Origin of the sequence: Streptomyces rimosus subsp. rimosus (assembly GCF_000720725.1) — a bacterium.
GTDB classification, from domain to species: Bacteria; Actinomycetota; Actinomycetes; order Streptomycetales; family Streptomycetaceae; genus Streptomyces; species Streptomyces rimosus_A.
On the sequence record NZ_JOCQ01000040.1, the window covers coordinates 20174 to 40131 of the forward strand.

The following is a 19958-nucleotide window of genomic DNA, read 5'->3' on the forward strand; positions in this document are numbered from 1 at the left end:
GTCAGCCCTCCGAAGGAGCGAGGCGCTTGAGCTCCGCCTCAGTGGACTTGAGCAGGTCGTTCCAGGACGCCTCGAACTTCTCGACGCCCTCGTCCTCCAGCACCTGCACGACGTCGTCGTACGAGATGCCGATCTTCGCCAGCGCGTCCAGGTCGGCCTGCGCCTGCTCGTAGCTGCCCCGCACCTTGTCGCCGGAGATCTCGCCGTGGTCGCCGGTGGCCTCCAGGGTGGCCTCGGGCATGGTGTTGACCGTGTTCGGCGCGACCAGTTCCTCGACGTACATGGTGTCCTTGAGCGACGGGTCCTTGACGCCGGTCGAGGCCCACAGCGGACGCTGCTTGTTGGCGTGCGCCTTCTCCAGCGCGGCCCAGCGGTCCGAGGAGAAGACCTCCTCGTACGCCTGGTAGGCGAGGCGCGCGTTGGCGACGGCGGCCTTGCCCTTGAGGGCCTTGGCCTCGTCGGTGCCGATCGCGTCCAGGCGCTTGTCGGTCTCGGTGTCCACGCGGGACACGAAGAAGGACGCCACCGACTGGATCTTGGACAGGTCCAGGCCGGCCGCCTTGGCCTTCTCCAGGCCCTCCAGGTAGGCGTCCATGACCGCGCGGTAGCGCTCCAGCGAGAAGATCAGCGTGACGTTGACGCTGATGCCCCGGGCGATCGTCTCGGTGATCGCCGGCAGACCCGCCTTGGTGGCCGGGATCTTGATGAGCGCGTTGGGGCGGTCCACCAGCCAGGCCAGCTGCTTGGCCTCGGCGACGGTGGCGCGGGTGTTGTGGGCCAGGCGCGGGTCGACCTCGATGGAGACCCGGCCGTCCTGGCCGTCGGTGGCGTCGAAGACCGGACGCAGGATGTCGGCGGCGTCCCGCACGTCCGACGTCGTGATCATCCGGATGGCTTCCTCGACGGTCACCTTGCGGGCGGCCAGGTCGGTGAGCTGGGTGTCGTAGCCGTCACCCTGTGAGATGGCCTTCTGGAAGATCGACGGGTTGGTGGTGACACCGACGACGTGCTGCTGGTCGATCAGCTCGGCCAGGTTGCCGGACGTGATCCGCTTGCGGGACAGGTCGTCCAGCCAGATCGCGACGCCTTCGTCGGAGAGGCGCTTGAGTGCGTCTGTCATGGGGTTTGCATCTCCTACTAGATCGTGTACGGGCGTCAGCGCGTGGCCGCTGCGAGGGATTCCCGGGCCGCCGTGGCGACCGCGTCGGCGGTGAAGCCGAACTCGTGGAAGAGGGTCTTGGCGTCCGCCGAGGCACCGAAGTGCTCCAGCGAGACGATCCGGCCCTGCGGGCCCACGTAGCGGTGCCAGGTCAGACCGATGCCGGCCTCGACCGCGACCCGGGCCTTGACCGTCGGCAGCAGCACGCTGTCGCGGTACCCCTGGTCCTGCTCCTCGAACCACTCGACGGACGGCATCGAGACGACGCGCGTCGGGATGCCCTCGGCCTGCAGCGCCTCGCGCGCCTCGACGGCGAGCTGCACCTCGGAGCCGGTGCCGATCAGGATGACCTGCGGCTCGCCGCCCTCGGCCTCGAACAGCACGTAGCCGCCCTTGGCCGCGGCCGGGTTGGCCTCGTACGTCGGTACGCCCTGACGGGTGAGCGCCAGGCCGTGCGGCGCGGGCTTGCTCCGGTGGCGGCGCAGGATCTCGGCCCAGGCGGTGGCGGTCTCGTTGGCGTCGGCCGGGCGCACGACGTTCAGGCCCGGGATGGCGCGCAGCGCGGCCAGGTGCTCGACCGGCTGGTGGGTCGGGCCGTCCTCGCCGAGGCCGATGGAGTCGTGCGTCCACACGTACGTCACCGGCAGCTGCATGAGCGCGGCGAGGCGGACGGCGGGGCGCATGTAGTCGGAGAACACCAGGAAGGTGCCGCCGTAGATGCGGGTGTTGCCGTGCAGCGCGATGCCGTTCATGGTCGAACCCATGGCGTGCTCACGGATGCCGTAGTGCACCGTGCGGCCGTACGGGCTCGCCTCCGGGAGCGGGTTGCCCTCCGGCAGGAACGAGGAGTTCTTGTCGATGGTGGTGTTGTTCGAGCCGGCGAGGTCGGCGGAGCCGCCCCACAGCTCGGGCACGACCGCGCCCAGCGCCTGGAGGATCTTGCCGGAGGCCGCGCGGGTGGCGACACCCTTGCCGGTCTCGAAGGCGGGCAGCGCCTTCTCCCAGCCGTCCGGCAGCTCGCCCGCCCGGACGCGGTCGAACAGGGCGGCGCGCTCCGGGTTGGCCGCGCGCCAGGCGTCGAGGGCCTTGTCCCACTCGGCGTGCGCCTGGCTGCCGCGCTTCCAGGCGGCGCGGGTGTGCTCGATGACCTCGTCGGAGACCTCGAAGGTCTGCTCCGGGTCGAAGCCCAGCACCTTCTTGGTGGCCGCGATCTCCTCGTCGCCCAGCGCGGAGCCGTGTGCGGCCTCGGTGTTCTGGGCGTTGGGGGCGGGCCAGGCGATGATCGAGCGGGCCGCGATGAAGGAGGGACGCTCGGTCTCCTCCTGGGCGGCCTTGAGGGCCGCGGCCAGGCCGACCGGGTCGAGGTCGCCGCTGGGCAGCTGCTCGACGCGCTGGACGTGCCAGCCGTACGCCTCGTAGCGCTTGATCGTGTCCTCGGAGATGGCGGTCTCGGTGTCGCCCTCGATGGAGATGTGGTTGTCGTCCCACAGCATCACGAGGTTGCCGAGCTTCTGGTGGCCGGCGAGCGAGGACGCCTCGGCCGACACGCCCTCCTGGAGGCAGCCGTCACCGGCGATGACCCAGATGGTGTGGTCGAAGGGCGAGGTGCCGGGGGCCGCGTCCGGGTCGAACAGGCCGCGTTCGTAGCGGGCCGCCATGGCCATGCCCACCGCGTTGGCGACACCCTGGCCGAGCGGGCCGGTGGTGGTCTCCACGCCGACCGTGTGGCCGTACTCCGGGTGGCCCGGGGTCTTCGAGCCCCAGGTGCGGAAGGACTTCAGGTCGTCCAGCTCCAGGCCGTAGCCGGCCAGGTAGAGCTGGATGTACAGGGTCAGGCTGGAGTGGCCCGCGGACAGCACGAACCGGTCGCGGCCGGTCCACTTCGCGTCGGCCGGGTCGTGCCGCATCAGCTTCTGGAAGAGGACGTAGGCGGCCGGCGCGAGGCTCATGGCGGTACCAGGATGGCCGTTACCGACCTTCTGCACGGAATCCATGGCCAGGACGCGAACGGTATCTACGGCCCGCTGGTCCAGTTCGGTCCACTCGAAATCTGTGGTGGTCGGCTTGGTGCTCACCCTGAGTCAGGGCTCCTCTCCACATGTCGAATGCCGGGGACGGTATGTCCGCCGGCGTTGTCGAGCCTACCCCCGCATGTACGCGCGTCTTTTCGACGGAGCGTCGACGGCTCGGCACAAAAGCAGTCGCCTAGGGCAACCAAAACTACGCGCCGGACATTCCCGCCCCGGGCGGGACGGCCACGTCTCCAGACTGCCGGGCGGTGCCCGCCTTCGCCTCTTGAACGACGTGAACGGCGGCGGAACGCGCGGGGCGGGGCGCCGGGGAAGGGCGGGAAACGGGTGGCCGTGGCGCGCCGCGGAGCAGCGGTACACGGTGCGTGACGCGCGCGGCGGGCAGCGGGCGACGCGGCCCGGGCGGCCTGGGAACCGGCCTCAACACGACCCCACCCCCGCGAAGGCCGTCGTATGGCCAACGTCTAAAGTGGCGTGGTACGCGCAAGCCTTTACCGGGTCTTCACGGCCGGGAACGCTTGCTGGCCTTATCTTCGCGGCGCAAGCCGCTGATGTTACTTCCAGGGGTGTGCGTGACGGCCGTCGAATCCCGTCCTGCGGGTGGGGGTACCGCCCATGCCGTCCAGGCTATGGGGGAGCTCGCTTCGAGCCCGCAGGGTTCAGGTCACCGTCCGTTCGGGGCCCGTGTCAAGGCGTTCGTGGCACTGACCAAGCCGCGCGTCATCGAGCTGCTGCTGATGACGACGGTTCCGGTGATGTTCCTGGCCGCCGGCGGTGTGCCCGACCTGGGCCTGGTCCTGGCGACCTGCATCGGCGGCTATCTCTCCGCGGGCGGCGCGGCGGCGTACAACATGTACATCGACCGCGACATCGACGCCCTGATGGACCGCACCTCGCAGCGGCCCCTGGTCACCGGCATGGTCTCGCCCCGGGAGTGCCTGGTCTTCGCGACCGCGCTGGCGATCGGGTCCACGGCCTGGTTCTGGTTCCTGGTCAACCCGCTGTCGGCGATGCTCTCGCTCGGCGCGCTGCTCTTCTACGTGGTCGTCTACACGATGATCCTCAAGCGGCGGACCGCCCAGAACATCGTCTGGGGCGGCATCGCGGGCTGCATGCCGGTCTTCATCGGCTGGTCCGCGGTCACCAACACCGTCTCCTGGGCCTCGGCCATCCTCTTCCTCGTCATCTTCTTCTGGACGCCGCCGCACTACTGGCCGCTGTCCATGAAGGCCAAGGACGACTACGAGCGGGTCGGCGTGCCGATGCTGCCGGTCGTCGCCGGGAACAAGGCCGTGGCGCGGCAGATCGTCGCGTACAGCTGGGTGATGGTGCTGGTCTCGCTGCTGCTCCAGCCGCTGGGCTACACGGGCTGGTTCTACACGGCGGTGGCGGTGCTGTGCGGCGGCTTCTGGCTCATCGAGGCGCACGGCCTCCAGTCCCGCGCCAAGGCCGGGATCACCGGGCCGAAGCTGAAGGAGATGCGACTGTTCCACTGGTCGATCACCTATGTCTCGCTGCTGTTCGTCGCGCTGGCCGTGGACCCCTTCCTGCGGTAGCCGTACGCTGCGCCCGAAGCTTCCCGAGGGCCCGTCACGACGCGTTCGTGACGGGCCCTCGGCGTACCCCGGGCGGCTCTTCCGCCGCTGATTACCGGCGGGTAGCATCCTGTTCATGGCAGACACCAAGCAGGCGGACGAGCAGCTCGACGACCAGCCGGCCGGCGGCCGGCCCGGAAAGCGGGACGAGCGGCGCACGGCCGCGCTGGCCAAGGCCGTACGCGCCTTCGCCGCCGCGCACGGCGGCAGCACCGGGGCCCAGCTCGCCCACATCGGCCGCGGCCGGGTGCGGATCGCGCTGGTCGGCGCGGACGGCCAGTGGGGCAACCTGGTCGCCGACTCCCTGGACATCGCCCGGGCCGCGGCCGAGCGGGCGGGCGCCGAGCTGCACGAGGACTTCGACGGCGAGTTCGCGGCCAAGGTGCGCACCGGGCCGTACGAATGGTCGCGGATGGCGGGCATCCAGGTGGGCGGTCCGGCCAACACCTGAGCCGGCTCGCACGGCCCCGCCGAACGGCCCGCTACCTGACGACCGGGTCGTCCGTTGAGCCCACCAGGGGCGGCGTCCGTGCCGCGCCGGGTGGGCTTTCGGCGCCGCGGGCGCCTTCGGCTTCGGCGGCTTCGGCGGCCTCAGCGGCTTCGGGGAGGAGGAGCGGATGGACCGACTGCCACCGCTCGTGGACCAGTACAGCCACGGCGCGCTCCACGGGGACCTGGGGCTGGGCGCCTTCGAGGCGCACCTGGCCGCTGCCTCCGGCGGCCACGGCCCGGCACCGGCCGGCACCACCTTCTTCGACAGCTGGACCGGCCTCGGCGTACGCCGCTGGTGCCCGCCGCTGCTCGGCCTGGAGGCCCACTGCCCGCCCGCCCGCTACCTCGCCCGCAGGCGGGAGCTGGGCGCCTTCCGCGCGACCCGCCTGCTGCTGCGCGGCTCCGGCATCGGGACGTTCCTGCTGGCGGCCGGCGCGCCCAGCGAGCTGACCTCGGCCGCCGAACTGGCCGCCGCCGCGGAGGCCGGGGCCCACGAGGTCATACGGCTCGAACCGCTGGCCGAACAGATCGCCGACACCTCGGGCAGCGTCGACTCCTTCATCGGCTACACCGCGGAGGCCGTCTACGCGGCCACCCAGGACGCCACGGCCTTCGCCTCCTCCGCCGCCTTCTGCGAGGGCCGCGCCCCGGAGGCGGGCGAGGTGCGGCGCGCTGCCGACCGGTGGCTGCGCGACCGCAGGCCGGGGGAGCGGCTCACCGACCCGACGCTGCTGCGGCACCTGCTGTGGAGCGCGGTGGCCACCGGCGTCCCCGTACAGCTGCACTGCCCCGACCCGCGACCGCTGGCGGGCTTCCTGCGGGCCACCGCCGGTATCGGTACGGACGTGGTGCTGCTGCCCCGGCCGCCGCACCACGCGCGGGCGGCGCGGCTGGCGGCGGTCCATCCGCACGTCTACGCGGACGCCGGGCCGGACCCCGGAGAAACCCTCGTCCGGGCCCCGTTCGGCAAGCTGCTGTTCTCCACGGGGGCGCGGGCGCTGCCCGAGCTGTACGTCACGGGCGCGCGCTTCTTCGTGCGGGCCGTGGAGCGGGTCGTACGGGAGTGGACCGAGGAGGGCATGTGCGCGCCCGCGGACGCGCGGCGGATCACCGCGATGATCGCGTCCGGGACGGCGCGCCGGATCTACCGGCTGGAGGCGCCGGCGGCGGGCTGAGACGCGTCGGCCGGGATCTCGGTGGCGGGCGCGGGGACCTCGGCGTCGGCCGCGGGGGTCCCGCCCTCGCCGACGGGCACCGGCCCCCGGTCGCGCAGCGCGAGGTGGATGCGCAGCACGCAGATCCACACCAGCGTGGAGACCAGCATGTGCAGGCCGACGACGATCTCCGGCAGGCCCGCGAAGTACTGGACGTAGCCGATGACGCCCTGGAGGGCGATGCAGCCGAACAGCTCCAGGACCATCCGGCGCGGCGCGGCCGGCGCCTTGACGGCGCGCAGCGTGAACCACAGGGCCACGGACAGGCCGACGACGATGTAGACGAAGTCGACGTGCAGCTGGGTGATCTCGTGCCAGTCCACCGGGATGCGGTGGACCTTCTTGGCGTCGCCCGCGTGCGGGCCCGCGCCGGTGACGACCGTGCCGATGACGGTGAGCACGCCGGTCGCCAGGACCAGCAGCCCGGACAGCTGGCGCACCGGCCGGGACACCAGGTCGCGCGGCGCCTCGTCGCCCTCGGCGGACCGCCGCCAGGCCAGCACGGAGACCGTGAGCAGGGCGGTGGTCAGCAGGAAGTGCGCGGCCACGAGGTACGGGTTCAGGCCGGTCAGGACGACGATGCCGCCCCAGACCGCGTTGCCCATGACCACCCAGAACATCGCCCAGCCGAGGCGGGTGAGCGAGCGGCGGCGGGGCGCGCGGGCGCGGGCCGCGATGATGAAGACGCCGATGAACGCGCACAGCACGTACGTCAGCAGCCGGTTGCCGAACTCGATGAGGCCGTTGATGCCCATCGCGGCGGTGGGCGTGAGGCTGTCCGGCGTGCACTTGGGCCAGGTCGAACAGCCCAGGCCGGACTGGGTGAGCCGGACGGCGCCGCCGGTCACGACGATCACGACGGACATCACGACGGTGGCCAGCGCGGCCCGCCGTACGAAGGCGGCGCTCGGCTGCCAGCGGCGCGCGATCAGCTCAAAGGGGTTCCACGTGTTCGGCACGCAGCCATCGTAGGCCGCGGCTTGTGCAAAGTTTCACGAGGGGGTGGGCAACGCGCGGGCCGGTCACGTACCCGCAGGTCACGCCTGCTCTCCGGCTACTCCCAGCGGAAGAACTTCGCCGCCGCGCCCAGCCCGAGGACCGCCCACACCGCGAGGACGCCGAGGTCGCCCCAGGGCAGGCCGGCGCCGTGCTGGAGGACGTCCCGCAGGCCGTCCGAGAGCGCGGAGATCGGCAGCAGCCCGAGCACCGACTGCGCCGCGTCGGGGAACTTGTCCAGCGGCACGATCACCCCGCCGCCGACCAGCAGCAGCAGGAAGACGAGGTTGGCCGCCGCCAGTGTCGCCTCGGCCTTGAGCGTGCCCGCCATCAGCAGGCCGAGGCCGGAGAACGCCGCCGTACCGAGGACGAGCAGCAGCACCACGGACAGGGGGTTGCCGTGCGGGGACCAGCCCAGCGCGAACGCGATCACCGTCAGCAGTACGACCTGGAGGATCTCGGTCACCAGCACCGAACAGGTCTTGGCCGTCATCAGCGCCCAGCGCGGCAGCGGCGAGGCGGCCAGCCGCTTGAGGACCCCGTACCGGCGCTCGAAGCCGGTGGCGATGGCCTGCCCGGTGAAGGCGGTGGACAGCACGGCGAGGGCCAGGATGCCCGGCGTCAGGAAGTCGACCGCCTTGCCCGCGCCCGTGTCCACGATGTCCACGGCGGAGAACAGGACCAGCAGCAGCGTCGGGATGACGACGGTCAGCAGCAGCTGCTCGCCGTTGCGCAGCAGCATCTTCGTTTCGAGGAGGGCCTGCGCGCGGATCATCCGGCCCAGCGGCGCCGCGCCGGGCCGGGGGGCGAAGGTGCCCGGGGTGGCGCCCCGGTCCGTCGTGCCGGTGGCGGTCATGAACGCAGCTCCTTGCCGGTCAGTTCGAGGAAGACGTCCTCCAGGGTGTGCCGTTCGACGGCGATGGCGTTCGGCATCACACCGTGCTGCGCGCACCAGGAGGCCACGGTCGCCAGCAGCTGCGGGTCGACCTTCCCGCTCACCCGGTACGTGCCGGGCGTCAGCTCGGCCGCGGCGCTGTCCGCGGGCAGCGCCTTGAGCAGCGTGCCCAGGTCGAGGCCGGGCCGGCCGGTGAAGCGCAGGGTGTTCTCGGCGCCGCCCGCGCACAGCTCCTCCGGGCTGCCCTGGGCGATCACCCGGCCGCCGTCGATGATCGCCACATCGTCGGCGAGCTGCTCGGCCTCGTCCATGAAGTGGGTGGTCAGTACGGTGCTCACGCCGTCGGCGCGCAGCTCCCGTACAAGGTCCCAGGTGGCGTGCCGGGCCTGCGGGTCCAGACCGGCCGTCGGCTCGTCCAGGAAGACCAGCTCGGGGCGGCCGACCACGGCCATGGCCAGCGCGAGCCGCTGCTGCTGCCCGCCGGACAGCCGCCGGTAGCTCGTACGGCCGCAGCTGCCCAGGCCCAGCCGGTCCATGAGCAGGTCCACGTCGACGGGGTGGGCGTGCAGGCTCGCGGTGTGCCGCAGCATCTCCTCGGCGCGGGCGCCCGCGTAGACGCCGCCGGACTGGAGCATCACGCCGATACGGGGGCGTAGCGCCGCGGCGTCGGCGACCGGGTCCAGGCCCAGGACGCGCACGGTGCCCGCGTCGGGGCGGCGGTAGCCCTCGCAGATCTCGACGGTGGTGGTCTTCCCGGCGCCGTTGGGTCCGAGGACGGCGGTCACCGAGCCCGCCCCGACCCGGAGGTCGAGGCCGTCCACCGCGGTCTTGCTCCCGTACCGCTTGACCAGGCCGGTGATCTCTACGGCGGGCGGACGGCCGGGGGCCCGGGGGGTGTCCCCGGAGGAGGCGCTGCGCATGACCGGAAGTCTACGAAGCGCGGGGGTGCGCGCAGGAGCGGGGGCGAAAAGGTCCGACCAAGGGGGTGTTCCCCCGGGCGGCGGAAGCGGGGCGCCCTGTGCGGGGCGTAGATCATCGGCGTCGGGAGGGGGAGGGGGCGGGCGACCTTCCGGGACCCGAGCGCGACGCTGAACCCGCAGGTCAGATGCGGTTTGGCTGAATCCGTACGGCCACCTGCGGCTCCTGCCGATTAGGTGACCCTAAGTGATCGAGGCCACCTGTCCGTGATCCGGTCGAGGCTTGTATCGGCCTGAGGAATTACGCAACAATGGCGTTGTGAAATACGCGAGCGAGGACCAGGAAGGCACCGCGGCCCGGCCGGCCGGCGGGCCGGACCGCCCCGCGCCCGCGAGGGCCGCGCGGTCCGCCTCCGGCGCCGTGCCGTCCCACGACGAACAGCGGGGCACGCGCAACCGCGTCGCGCGTTCCATCCTCGACCACGGCCCGTCCACCGCGGCCGAGCTGGCCCTCCGGCTGGAGCTGACCCAGGCGGCCGTCCGCCGCCACCTCGACGCCCTCGTCGCGGAGAACGTCGTCGAACCCCGCGAGAAGCGCGTCTACGGCGCCCGCACCCGAGGCCGTCCCGCCAAGGTCTTCGCGCTCACCGACTGCGGCCGGGACGCCTTCGACCAGTCCTACGACCAGCTGGCGGCCGACGCGCTGCGCTGGATCGCGGAGAGCGCGGGCGGCGGCGAGCTGGGCGATGCCGCCATCGCGGCGTTCGCCCGTGCCCGCTTCGCCGCGCTCGCCGAGGGCTACCGGCACGCCGTCGAGGCCGCCGCCCCCGAGGGCCGCACCCAGGCACTCGCCGAGGCATTGACCGCGGACGGGTACGCTGCTACGGCACGCAGCGCGCCCAGTCATCAGCTAGGTGAGCAGCTCTGCCAGCACCACTGCCCGGTCGCCCACGTCGCCGAGCAGTTCCCGCAGCTGTGCGAGGCGGAGACCGAGGTCTTCTCCCGTCTGCTGGGAACCCACGTGCAACGCCTTGCCACCATCGCCCACGGCGACGGTGTCTGCACGACCTTCGTCCCGAAGGGCCACCAGAGCGCCGGCAAGGCCGCCCACCGCACCACCAAGACCACCACAGCTTCTGCAAGCACGGCCGGGAGGAACCCCGCATGACTCTCCCCACGGAGACTGCTCACCCCGAGCTCGAGGGCCTGGGCACGTACGAGTACGGCTGGGCCGACTCCGACGTGGCCGGCGCCTCTGCCAAGCGCGGCCTGTCCGAGGACGTCGTCCGCGACATCTCGGCGAAGAAGAACGAGCCCGAGTGGATGCTCAAGCTCCGCCTCAAGGGCCTCAAGCTCTTCGGCAAGAAGCCCATGCCGAACTGGGGCTCGGACCTCTCGGGCATCGACTTCGACAACATCAAGTACTTCGTCCGCTCCACGGAGCAGCAGGCCGCCTCCTGGGAGGACCTGCCCGAGGACATCAAGAACACCTACGACAAGCTGGGCATCCCCGAGGCGGAGAAGCAGCGGCTGGTCGCCGGTGTCGCGGCGCAGTACGAGTCCGAGGTCGTCTACCACCAGATCCGCGAGGACCTGGAGCAGCAGGGCGTCATCTTCCTGGACACCGACACCGCGCTCAAGGAGCACCCGGAGCTCTTCAAGGAGTACTTCGGCACGGTGATCCCGGCCGGCGACAACAAGTTCGCCTCGCTGAACACCGCGGTCTGGTCGGGCGGCTCGTTCATCTACGTCCCCAAGGGCGTGCACGTGGACATCCCGCTCCAGGCGTACTTCCGCATCAACACCGAGAACATGGGTCAGTTCGAGCGGACGCTGATCATCGTCGACGAGGACGCCTACGTCCACTACGTCGAGGGCTGCACCGCCCCGATCTACAAGTCCGACTCGCTGCACTCCGCGGTCGTCGAGATCATCGTGAAGAAGGGCGGCCGCTGCCGCTACACGACGATCCAGAACTGGTCGAACAACGTCTACAACCTGGTCACCAAGCGCGCCGTCGCCTACGAGGGCGCGACCATGGAGTGGGTCGACGGCAACATCGGCTCCAAGGTGACCATGAAGTACCCGGCCGTCTACCTGATGGGCGAGCACGCCAAGGGCGAGACCCTGTCCATCGCCTTCGCGGGCGAGGGCCAGCACCAGGACGCCGGCGCCAAGATGGTCCACATGGCCCCGCACACCTCGTCCAACATCGTCTCGAAGTCGGTGGCGCGCGGCGGCGGCCGGACGTCCTACCGCGGTCTGATCGAGATCGGCGAGGGCGCCGAGGGCTCCAAGTCCAACGTGCTCTGCGACGCCCTGCTGGTCGACACGGTCTCCCGCTCGGACACCTACCCGTACGTGGACGTCCGCGAGGACGACGTGACCATGGGCCACGAGGCGACCGTCTCCAAGGTCAGCGACGACCAGCTCTTCTACCTGATGGCCCGCGGCCTGTCCGAGGACGAGGCGATGGCGATGATCGTGCGCGGCTTCGTCGAGCCGATCGCCCGCGAGCTGCCCATGGAGTACGCGCTGGAGCTGAACCGGCTGATCGAGCTGCAGATGGAAGGCGCGGTCGGCTGACGACCGGCACGAGCAGCGACTGATTCTCAACGAGGAAGAGAGCACGACGACAGCCATGGCTGAGGCTTCGACAATCCCGGCTGGTTCCACGACCACCGGCTCGATCGCGGTGGCCGCCGAATCCACCGTCGCCACCCGGATGAGCGCCCCGCCGTCCTACGACGTGGCGGACTTCCCGGTGCCGCACGGCCGCGAGGAGGAGTGGCGCTTCACGCCCCTCGCGCGCCTGAAGGGCCTGCACGACGGCACCGCCGTCGCCTCGGGCGCCGACCTGAAGGTGGACATCACCGCGCCCGAGGGCGTCACCCACGAACTGGTCGAGCGCGACGACCCGCGCGTCGGCAAGGCCGGCAAGCCCGTCGACCGGGTCGCCGCCCAGGCGTACAGCTCCTTCGAGAAGGCGTCCGTCGTCACGGTGCCCAAGGAGACGGTGCTCACCGAGCCGATCCGCATCGCGGTGCACGGCGAGGGCGGCACCGCCTTCGGCCACCAGGTCATCGAGCTGGGCGCGTTCGCCGAGGCCGTCGTCGTGATCGACCACACCGGTGACGCCACGCTCGCCGCCAACGTCGACTACCTCATCGGCGACGGCGCCAAGCTGACCGTCGTCTCGGTGCAGGACTGGGACGACACCGCCGTCCACGTCGGCCAGCACAACGCGCTGGTCGGCCGGGACGCCGGTTTCAAGTCCGTGGTCGTCACCTTCGGCGGCGACCTGGTCCGGCTGCACCCGCGCGTGACGTACGCCGCCCCCGGCGGCGAGGCCGAGTTCTACGGCCTGTACTTCACCGACAACGGCCAGCACCAGGAGCACCGCCTCTTCGTCGACCACGAGGCGCCGAACTGCCGCTCCAACGTCGTCTACAAGGGCGCTCTCCAGGGCCAGGACGCGCACGCGGTCTGGATCGGCGACGTGCTGATCCGCGCCGCCGCCACCGGCACGGACACCTACGAGCTGAACCGCAACCTGGTGCTGACCGACGGCGCCCGGGTGGACTCGGTGCCCAACCTGGAGATCGAGACCGGCGAGATCGTCGGCGCCGGCCACGCCTCGGCCACCGGCCGCTTCGACGACGAGCAGCTGTTCTACCTGATGGCGCGCGGCATCCCGGCCGACGAGGCCCGCCGCCTGGTCGTCCGCGGCTTCTTCACCGAACTCGTCCAGCAGATCGGTCTGCCGGACGTCGAGGAGCGCCTGATCGCCAAGATCGAGGCCGAGCTGGAAGCGTCCGTGGCATGAGCGCCGCCTACGTACGCGCCTGCGGGCTGTCCGAGCTGGAGGAGGACAGCCCCAAGCGGGTCGAGATCGAGGGTGTGCCGGTCTCCCTCGTCCGCACCGAGGGCGAGGTGTTCGCGATCAACGACATCTGCTCGCACGCCAACGTCTCGCTGTCCGAGGGCGAGGTGGACGACTGCGCGATCGAGTGCTGGCTGCACGGCTCCAGTTTCGACCTGCGCACCGGCAAGCCCTCCGGTCTGCCCGCCACGCAGCCCGTCCCCGTATACCCCGTAAAGATCGAAGGAGAGGGCCCGGACGCTTCCGTGCTCGTCTCCGTCACCCAGGAGTCCTGAGTCCCCATGGCAACGCTTGAGATCCACGACCTGCACGTCTCCGTCGAGGCCGAAGGCGGCCCGCGCGAGATCCTGAAGGGCGTCGACCTGACCGTGAAGCAGGGCGAGACGCACGCCATCATGGGCCCCAACGGCTCCGGCAAGTCCACCCTCGCCTACTCGCTGGCGGGTCACCCCAAGTACACGATCACCGGCGGCACCGTCACCCTCGACGGCGAGGACGTCCTGGAGATGTCCGTCGACGAGCGCGCCCGCGCCGGCGTCTTCCTCGCCATGCAGTACCCGGTCGAGGTCCCCGGCGTCTCCGTCTCCAACTTCCTGCGTACGTCGGCCACCGCCATCCGCGGCGAGGCTCCCAAGCTGCGTACCTGGGTCAAGGAGGTCAAGGAGGCCATGGAGCGGCTGTCCATGGACCCGGCCTTCGCCGAGCGCAACGTCAACGAGGGCTTCTCCGGCGGTGAGAAGAAGCGCCACGAGATCCTCCAGCTGGAGCTGCTCAAGCCGAAGATCGCGATCCTCGACGAGACCGACTCCGGCCTGGACGTCGACGCGCTGCGGATCGTCTCCGAGGGCGTCAACCGGGTCCGCGAGTCCGGTGACGTGGGCACCCTGCTGATCACCCACTACACCCGGATTCTCCGTTACATCAAGCCCGACCACGTGCATGTCTTCGCCAACGGCCGGATCGCCGAGTCCGGCGGCCCGGAGCTGGCGGACAAGCTGGAGGCCGAGGGCTACGAGGCGTACGTGAAGGGTGGCGCAACCGCGTGACGAAGCTGCCGGGCCTCCTCGACACAGAGGCGATCCGCAAGGACTTCCCGATCCTGGACCGACAGATCCACGACGGGAAGAAGGTCGTGTACCTGGACAACGCGGCGACTTCGCAGAAGCCCCGCCAGGTCCTCGACGCACTGAACGCCTACTACGAGCGCTACAACGCCAACGTCCACCGCGGTGTGCACGTGCTCGCCGAGGAGGCCACGGCGCTGTACGAGGGCGCGCGCGACAAGGTTGCCGCCTTCATCAACGCGCCGAGCCGCGACGAGGTGATCTTCACCAAGAACGCCTCCGAGTCGCTCAACCTCGTGGCGAACATGCTCGGCTGGGCGGACGAGCCGTACCGGGTCGACCAGGACACCGAGATCGTCATCACGGAGATGGAGCACCACTCCAACATCGTGCCGTGGCAGCTGCTGTCGCAGCGCACCGGCGCGAAGCTGAAGTGGTTCGGACTGACCGACGACGGCCGGCTCGACCTGGACACGATCGACGAGGTCATCACCGACCGCACGAAGATCGTCTCCTTCACGCTGGTCTCCAACCTGATGGGCACCGTCAACCCGGTCGAGGCGATCATCCGCCGCGCCCAGGAGGTCGGCGCACTGGTCTGCATCGACGCCTCGCAGGCAGCGCCGCACATGCCGCTGGATGTCCAAGCACTCCAGGCCGACTTCGTGGCCTTCACCGGCCACAAGATGTGCGGCCCGACCGGCATCGGCGTCCTGTGGGGCCGCCAGGAGCTGCTGGAGGACCTCCCGCCGTTCCTCGGCGGCGGCGAAATGATCGAGACGGTGTCCATGCACTCCTCGACCTACGCCCCCGCGCCGCACAAGTTCGAGGCGGGCACGCCCCCGATCGCGCAGGCCGTCGGCCTCGGCGCGGCCGTGGACTACCTCACCTCGATCGGCATGGAGAACATCGCCGCGCACGAGCACGCCATGACGGAGTACGCCGTCCGGCGGCTGCTGGAGGTCCCGGACCTGCGCATCATCGGCCCCTCCACGGCCGAGGACCGCGGCGCGACGATCTCCTTCACGCTCGGTGACATCCACCCGCACGACGTGGGCCAGGTGCTGGACGAGCAGGGCATCGCGGTCCGGGTCGGCCACCACTGCGCGCGGCCGGTCTGCCTGCGGTACGGAATTCCCGCGACCACGCGAGCGTCTTTCTACCTGTACTCCACTCCGGCCGAGGTCGACGCCCTGGTCGAGGGGCTGGAGCACGTCCGCAACTTCTTCGGATGAGGACGAGGACTGACTGAGCCGTGAAGCTGGATTCCATGTACCAGGACGTCATCCTGGACCACTACAAGCACCCCCACGGGCGCGGTCTGCGGGACGGCGACGCCGAGGTGCACCACGTCAACCCGACCTGCGGTGACGAGATCACCCTGCGCGTACGGCTCAACGGTGCGACCGTGGAAGACGTGTCGTACGAGGGCCAGGGCTGCTCCATCAGCCAGGCCAGCGCGTCCGTGCTCAACGACCTGCTGGTCGGCAAGCAGCTGGGCGAGGCGCAGAAGATCCAGGAGACCTTCCTGGAGCTGATGCAGTCCCGCGGCCAGCTGGAGCCGGACGACGCCATGGAGGAGGTGCTGGAGGACGCGGTCGCGTTCGCCGGCGTCTCGAAGTACCCCGCCCGCGTCAAGTGCGCCCTGCTGAGCTGGATGGCTTGGAAGGACGCGACTGCCAAGGCCCTCTCCGAGGAGGCGAAGACCGCATGACCGAGAACGCAGTGACCACGAAGCCGGCCTCGGAGGAAGAGGTCCGCGAGGCCCTGTACGACGTCGTCGACCCCGAGCTGGGCATCGACGTCGTCAACCTGGGCCTGATCTACGGCATCCACATCGACGACGCCAACATCGCCACCATCGACATGACGCTCACCTCGGCGGCCTGCCCGCTGACCGACGTCATCGAGGACCAGGCGCGGTCCGCCACGGACGGCATCGTCAGCGAACTCAAGATCAACTGGGTCTGGATGCCGCCGTGGGGCCCCGACAAGATCACCGACGACGGCCGTGAGCAGCTCAGGGCGCTCGGCTTCAACGTCTGATCGACCCCCTGACACGGCCATGCCCGCCAGGCACACTGGCGGGCATGGCCGTTTCTCTGTACCAGTTGGCCGTCGACGCCCACGACCTCAAGGGCCTCGCCACCTTCTGGGCCCGTGTCCTGGACTGGCACATCGTGTACGAGGACGAGGAAGAGGTGATCATCGCCGCCGACGGGAACGCCCTGCCCGGCATCGTCTTCCTCCCCGTCCCCGAGACCAAGGCGGGCAAGAACCGCCTGCACATCGACCTCGCCCCGGACGATCAGGCGGCCGAGGTCGAGCGGATCCTCGGGCTCGGGGCGCGGCGGGTGGACGTGGGGCAGGGGGAGGTGTCGTGGGTGGTTCTGGCGGACCCCGAGGGCAACGAATTCTGCGTGCTGAGGCCGAAGAAGTCGTTGCTGGACTGAGGGAGCCGCAGTGGGACCGGAAGCCGGGGCCGATCATTGGCCCCGGCTTTACGTACGGTCGTACGCATCGTTGTGTACGCTCGTACGCATGGTGTACGTGACGCTTGCCGGGGCGATCATCTCCGAGATCCTTGCGACGACCTCGATGAAGTACAGCGAGGGGTTCAGCAGGCTGTGGCCCTCGCTGGGCACCGTGCTCGGGTACGTCGTCGCGTTCGTGCTGCTGGCCAAGACGCTGAAGACCATGGACGTCGGGACGGCGTACGCGATCTGGTCCGGAGCCGGGACGGCCGTCGTCGCGGCGATCGGGATGGTGTTCCTCGGGGAGGCGGCGAGTGCCGCTCGGATCGTCGGGGTGCTGCTGGTGATCGCGGGCGTTGTCGTACTGAATCTCGGCGGGGCGACGCACTGATGCCGCGCCGTTACGACCCGGACCGGCGGCAGCGGATCATCGACGCGGCGATACGGGTGGTGGCCGGACGGGGTATCGCCGGGCTCAGTCACCGCGCGGTGGCCGCCGAGGCGGACGTACCGCTCGGCTCGACCACGTACCACTTCGCCTCGCTGGACGACCTGCTGACCGCCGCGCTGCGGCAGGTCAACGGGGAGTGGCTGGCCGGGATCGAGGAGTGGGTGCGGGGCGTGGACCCGGATGTTCCGCTCGCGGACGAGCTGACGCGGCTGGTCGAGGAGTCGCTGGGCGGGGACCGGTCGCGGGTGGAGCTGGAGTACGAGCTCTACCTCGCGGCGCTGCGGCACGAGGCGGTCCGGCCGCTCGCGGCCGAGTGCCTCGACACCATGGCCGAGCTGCTGCGACGGCGGACCGGTGACGCGGGGACCGCGCGGGCGCTGGTCGGGCTGATCGACGGGCTGATGCTGCAGCATCTGCTGACGGGGCGGGAATTCGACCGCGCGGAGGTGCGGGACGCGGTGGCGCGGGTGATCGGCTGAGGCGGGCCCCGGTGGTCGTTCGGCGACTTCTCGGTTACCGATCCTTTATCACGCAACTTGTGGCGTGTGTCCGCCTCCGTGTAAATCTTGATCATTATTGATCACCTGGGGGCCTTGCGGTGCTCTGCGCCTGCCGCCTCCCAGCGGTACGAGGCGAGAGAACACACGTGAAGAGGAAGCCCCGGGGCACGGGCGGGCAGGCGGACGGCACCGAGGACTGGTGGACCGGTCCGGCCTGGCGGGACCGGGACAGGCGGGCCGCGCGGCGGCGCAGGCGGATACGTATGGGCGCGGGGGTGGTCGTCGCGGCCGGAGCGGCGGTGCTGGTCCTGAACCCGGGCGACATCCGCGCGAAGCTCCCCTGGAGGCCGGACAGCGGTGTCAAGGCCGCCCCGCTGCCTCCGGAGACCGCGGCGCCCAGCGCGGCGCCCGCCGACGAGGCGTTCCCCGCCACCCCGACCCTGAAGGCGCCCTTCGCGGGCTCGCCCGCCGTCCGGTACGCGGACGGCGCGGCGGGGATCGTCCCGCCGGACGCCGAGCCCGTGGGCCGCCTGTCGAAGGACGAGGTGGCGGGCGTGCTGCGGAAGGCGAAGGAATTGCTGGTGGAGGCCAACCTGAACCCGCGGACGCTGCGCGGCGGGCGTCCCACGGCGGCCCTGGACCTCGTCGATCCGCTCCAGCCGGACGTACGGGAGGACCTGGAGGCCGGTCTGTCGAAGCCGGACCGGGAGCACGATCCGCTGCGGCTGTTCACCCGGTTCGACCCGCACGAGGTGCGGCTCGCCGGTGACGTCGTCAAGACGCGCGGCCGGATGACGTTCAAGGAGGGCCGGGACGGCGCGCTGGCCGTACACGCCGACTACACCTTCGTCTACCCGGTCGTGAAGGCCGCGGCGGGCGCCTCCGAGGTGGCCCGTACCGTGGTCCGCCGGGTGGTGGACATCGAGATCAACGACCCGCGGCGCTTTCAGGTGACGCCGGGCAAGCTGGCCCTGACCGGCTACGACTCCGATTTCGCCAACACCGCCTGCGAGGTGTACGACGGGTTCCTGCACCCGCAGTTCTCGGACAGCCGGGCGGGGGCCGTGGCGTCGGGCCCGGCCGTCGACCCGTACGACCGGAGCAAGGAGATGACCGGGGACCCGGAAGCCGGCTGCGGAACGGTGACGCGTACCTAGGAGCGGGCGAACCGGCACGCGGCACGCGTCCCGCACCCCGGGACCGGTTCGCCTGGGCAGCCCCCCTCCGGTTAGGTTTTCGACATGACCGAAGCTGCTTCCCCCCGTACATCCGGCGCCGTCGCCGCCGGGCTCGCCACCGTCACCACCGACGGCACCGTCCTCGACACCTGGTTCCCCGCGCCGGAGCTGGTGGCCGACCCCGGCCCGGCCGGGACCGAGCGGCTGACCGCCGAGCGCGCCGTCGAGCTGCTCGGCGAGGCCGCGCCGAAGGCGGTCGGTCCCGACCCGCGCCGCGGTGTCGAGGTCGTGGCCGTCCGTACGGTCATCTCCTCGCTGGACGACAAGCCGCTGGACGCGCACGACGTGTACCTGCGCCTGCACCTGCTCAGCCACCGGCTGGTCAAGCCGCACGGGCAGAGCCTGGAGGGCATGTTCGGCCTGCTGGCGAACGTCGCCTGGACCTCGCTGGGCCCGGTGGCCGTCGACCAGCTGGAGACCGCGCGCCTGAACGCCCGCGCCGAGGGCCTGCACCTCCAGGTCACCAGTGTCGACAAGTTCCCGCGGATGACGGACTACGTCGCCCCGGCCGGCGTACGGATCGCCGACGCGGACCGGGTGCGCCTGGGCGCCCACCTCGCGGCCGGCACCACCGTGATGCACGAGGGCTTCGTCAACTTCAACGCCGGCACGCTCGGCACCTCGATGATCGAGGGCCGGATCTCCGCGGGCGTCGTCATCGGCGACGGTTCGGACATCGGCGGCGGCGCCTCCACCATGGGCACCCTCTCCGGCGGCGGCAAGCAGATCATCTCGATCGGCGAGCGCTGCCTGCTCGGTGCCGAGTCCGGCATCGGCATCGCGCTGGGCGACGAGTGCGTGGTCGAGGCGGGCCTGTACGTGACCGCGGGCACCCGCGTCACCATGCCCGACGGCCAGATCGTCAAGGCCGCCGAACTCTCCGGCGCCGACAACATCCTCTTCCGCCGCAACTCCACCACCGGCGTCGTCGAGGCCCGCCCGAACAAGGCCACCTGGGGCGGGCTGAACGAGGTGCTGCACAGCCACAACTGAGGCGTGGCGCCACACCAGGAACTGGCGTAGCACCGTGGCCCGGCGGGATCTCCCCGC

At 70.9% G+C, this 19958-nt stretch carries 21 protein-coding genes; 16 read left to right on the top strand and 5 right to left on the bottom strand.

The features are described 5' to 3' along the window. Nucleotide 1 precedes the first annotated feature (1 nt). Together tal and tkt are read right to left on the bottom strand one after the other, a co-directional pair. Nucleotides 2-1120: a transaldolase gene (gene tal, locus IH45_RS0120935; RefSeq protein ID WP_030670396.1), complete on the bottom strand. Its 1119-nt coding sequence runs from the start codon at nucleotides 1118-1120 to the stop codon at nucleotides 2-4. 35 nt (nucleotides 1121-1155) lie between these two features. Then, a complete protein-coding gene (gene tkt / locus IH45_RS0120940; protein ID WP_030670398.1) occupies nucleotides 1156-3234 on the bottom strand; it encodes a transketolase in 2079 nt (692 codons plus the stop codon). Between the two features lie 527 nt (nucleotides 3235-3761). On the opposite strand from tkt, the gene IH45_RS0120945 reads away from it, so the two are divergent. The 3 genes from IH45_RS0120945 (at nucleotide 3762) to IH45_RS0120955 (ending at nucleotide 6451) form a co-directional block, all read left to right on the top strand. After that, nucleotides 3762-4745, top strand: a complete 984-nt coding sequence (locus IH45_RS0120945) for a heme o synthase (protein ID WP_078897705.1) — start codon at nucleotides 3762-3764, stop codon at nucleotides 4743-4745. A gap of 115 nt (nucleotides 4746-4860) precedes the next feature. Next, nucleotides 4861-5235 carry a hypothetical protein gene (locus IH45_RS0120950; RefSeq protein WP_030670402.1) on the top strand — a complete coding sequence of 125 codons (375 nt, stop codon included), beginning with the start codon at nucleotides 4861-4863 and terminating at the stop codon, nucleotides 5233-5235. A 166-nt stretch (nucleotides 5236-5401) separates the two neighbouring features. After that, complete coding sequence (locus IH45_RS0120955) at nucleotides 5402-6451, top strand: hypothetical protein (RefSeq protein ID WP_030670404.1); 1050 nt, start codon at nucleotides 5402-5404, stop codon at nucleotides 6449-6451. On the opposite strand, the gene IH45_RS0120960 is transcribed toward IH45_RS0120955, so the two are convergent. From IH45_RS0120960 to IH45_RS0120970, 3 genes are all read right to left on the bottom strand, one after another. Beyond that, complete coding sequence (locus IH45_RS0120960) at nucleotides 6421-7449, bottom strand: COX15/CtaA family protein (protein ID WP_030670406.1); 1029 nt, start codon at nucleotides 7447-7449, stop codon at nucleotides 6421-6423. The genes IH45_RS0120955 and IH45_RS0120960 overlap by 31 nt on opposite strands. A 95-nt stretch (nucleotides 7450-7544) precedes the next feature. Beyond that, on the bottom strand, nucleotides 7545-8342 hold the full coding sequence (locus IH45_RS0120965; protein ID WP_030670408.1) for an ABC transporter permease: 798 nt from the start codon (nucleotides 8340-8342) through the stop codon (nucleotides 7545-7547). Next, nucleotides 8339-9301 (bottom strand): ABC transporter ATP-binding protein, encoded by a 963-nt coding sequence (locus IH45_RS0120970; protein WP_030670410.1) that lies wholly within the window; start codon nucleotides 9299-9301, stop codon nucleotides 8339-8341. The genes IH45_RS0120965 and IH45_RS0120970 overlap by 4 nt, the downstream gene beginning before the upstream one ends. Before the next feature lie 316 nt (nucleotides 9302-9617). Here IH45_RS0120970 and IH45_RS0120975 point away from each other — a divergent pair, with 316 nt between their 5' ends. The 13 genes from IH45_RS0120975 (at nucleotide 9618) to dapD (ending at nucleotide 19901) form a co-directional block, all read left to right on the top strand. Further along, the gene (locus tag IH45_RS0120975; protein ID WP_030670412.1) at nucleotides 9618-10466 is read left to right on the top strand and encodes a helix-turn-helix transcriptional regulator; all 849 of its coding nucleotides are present in this window, start codon (nucleotides 9618-9620) and stop codon (nucleotides 10464-10466) included. Then, the gene (gene sufB / locus IH45_RS0120980; protein ID WP_030670413.1) at nucleotides 10463-11884 is read left to right on the top strand and encodes a Fe-S cluster assembly protein SufB; all 1422 of its coding nucleotides are present in this window, start codon (nucleotides 10463-10465) and stop codon (nucleotides 11882-11884) included. The genes IH45_RS0120975 and sufB overlap by 4 nt, the downstream gene beginning before the upstream one ends. Before the next feature lie 55 nt (nucleotides 11885-11939). Next, entirely contained in the window at nucleotides 11940-13124 is a 1185-nt protein-coding gene (gene sufD / locus IH45_RS0120985; protein WP_030670414.1) for a Fe-S cluster assembly protein SufD, read from the top strand. After that, entirely contained in the window at nucleotides 13121-13456 is a 336-nt protein-coding gene (locus IH45_RS0120990; protein ID WP_030670415.1) for a non-heme iron oxygenase ferredoxin subunit, read from the top strand. Before sufD ends, IH45_RS0120990 begins: the two co-directional genes overlap by 4 nt. Nucleotides 13457-13462: 6 nt before the next feature. After that, nucleotides 13463-14227: a Fe-S cluster assembly ATPase SufC gene (gene sufC, locus IH45_RS0120995; RefSeq protein ID WP_030670416.1), complete on the top strand. Its 765-nt coding sequence runs from the start codon at nucleotides 13463-13465 to the stop codon at nucleotides 14225-14227. Beyond that, the gene (locus IH45_RS0121000; protein WP_030670417.1) at nucleotides 14224-15480 is read left to right on the top strand and encodes a cysteine desulfurase; all 1257 of its coding nucleotides are present in this window, start codon (nucleotides 14224-14226) and stop codon (nucleotides 15478-15480) included. The genes sufC and IH45_RS0121000 overlap by 4 nt, the downstream gene beginning before the upstream one ends. Before the next feature lie 20 nt (nucleotides 15481-15500). Next, complete coding sequence (sufU, locus tag IH45_RS0121005) at nucleotides 15501-15959, top strand: Fe-S cluster assembly sulfur transfer protein SufU (RefSeq protein ID WP_030670418.1); 459 nt, start codon at nucleotides 15501-15503, stop codon at nucleotides 15957-15959. Beyond that, a complete protein-coding gene (locus tag IH45_RS0121010; protein ID WP_030670419.1) occupies nucleotides 15956-16291 on the top strand; it encodes a metal-sulfur cluster assembly factor in 336 nt (111 codons plus the stop codon). The genes sufU and IH45_RS0121010 overlap by 4 nt, the downstream gene beginning before the upstream one ends. A 44-nt stretch (nucleotides 16292-16335) precedes the next feature. After that, nucleotides 16336-16698 (top strand): VOC family protein, encoded by a 363-nt coding sequence (locus IH45_RS0121015; RefSeq protein ID WP_030670421.1) that lies wholly within the window; start codon nucleotides 16336-16338, stop codon nucleotides 16696-16698. Nucleotides 16699-16786: 88 nt separating this feature from the next. After that, complete coding sequence (locus IH45_RS0121020; protein ID WP_030670424.1) at nucleotides 16787-17110, top strand: DMT family transporter; 324 nt, start codon at nucleotides 16787-16789, stop codon at nucleotides 17108-17110. Next, nucleotides 17110-17649: a TetR/AcrR family transcriptional regulator gene (locus tag IH45_RS0121025; RefSeq protein ID WP_030670426.1), complete on the top strand. Its 540-nt coding sequence runs from the start codon at nucleotides 17110-17112 to the stop codon at nucleotides 17647-17649. Before IH45_RS0121020 ends, IH45_RS0121025 begins: the two co-directional genes overlap by 1 nt. Nucleotides 17650-17816: 167 nt before the next feature. Next, on the top strand, nucleotides 17817-18827 hold the full coding sequence (locus tag IH45_RS0121030) for a hypothetical protein (RefSeq protein ID WP_158813182.1): 1011 nt from the start codon (nucleotides 17817-17819) through the stop codon (nucleotides 18825-18827). Between the two features lie 84 nt (nucleotides 18828-18911). Next, nucleotides 18912-19901, top strand: coding sequence for a 2,3,4,5-tetrahydropyridine-2,6-dicarboxylate N-succinyltransferase (dapD, locus tag IH45_RS0121035; protein WP_030670430.1), 990 nt, complete (start codon nucleotides 18912-18914; stop codon nucleotides 19899-19901). The last annotated feature ends 57 nt before the right edge of the window (nucleotides 19902-19958 follow it).

Excerpts from the sequence above, each read along its gene's own strand:
- IH45_RS0120970 (WP_030670410.1), bottom strand. The coding sequence starts at position 9,301 with ATGCGCAGCGCCTCCTCCGGGGACACCCCCCGGGCCCCCGGCCGTCCG.
- dapD (WP_030670430.1), top strand. The coding sequence starts at position 18,912 with ATGACCGAAGCTGCTTCCCCCCGTACATCCGGCGCCGTCGCCGCCGGG.
- IH45_RS0120965 (WP_030670408.1), bottom strand. The coding sequence starts at position 8,342 with ATGACCGCCACCGGCACGACGGACCGGGGCGCCACCCCGGGCACCTTC.
- sufC (WP_030670416.1), top strand. The coding sequence starts at position 13,463 with ATGGCAACGCTTGAGATCCACGACCTGCACGTCTCCGTCGAGGCCGAA.
- IH45_RS0121020 (WP_030670424.1), top strand. The coding sequence starts at position 16,787 with ATGGTGTACGTGACGCTTGCCGGGGCGATCATCTCCGAGATCCTTGCG.
- sufB (WP_030670413.1), top strand. The coding sequence starts at position 10,463 with ATGACTCTCCCCACGGAGACTGCTCACCCCGAGCTCGAGGGCCTGGGC.
- IH45_RS0121015 (WP_030670421.1), top strand. The coding sequence starts at position 16,336 with ATGGCCGTTTCTCTGTACCAGTTGGCCGTCGACGCCCACGACCTCAAG.
- IH45_RS0120950 (WP_030670402.1), top strand. The coding sequence starts at position 4,861 with ATGGCAGACACCAAGCAGGCGGACGAGCAGCTCGACGACCAGCCGGCC.
- tal (WP_030670396.1), bottom strand. The coding sequence starts at position 1,120 with ATGACAGACGCACTCAAGCGCCTCTCCGACGAAGGCGTCGCGATCTGG.
- IH45_RS0121025 (WP_030670426.1), top strand. The coding sequence starts at position 17,110 with ATGCCGCGCCGTTACGACCCGGACCGGCGGCAGCGGATCATCGACGCG.
- sufD (WP_030670414.1), top strand. The coding sequence starts at position 11,940 with ATGGCTGAGGCTTCGACAATCCCGGCTGGTTCCACGACCACCGGCTCG.
- IH45_RS0120990 (WP_030670415.1), top strand. The coding sequence starts at position 13,121 with ATGAGCGCCGCCTACGTACGCGCCTGCGGGCTGTCCGAGCTGGAGGAG.
- IH45_RS0120955 (WP_030670404.1), top strand. The coding sequence starts at position 5,402 with ATGGACCGACTGCCACCGCTCGTGGACCAGTACAGCCACGGCGCGCTC.
- IH45_RS0121010 (WP_030670419.1), top strand. The coding sequence starts at position 15,956 with ATGACCGAGAACGCAGTGACCACGAAGCCGGCCTCGGAGGAAGAGGTC.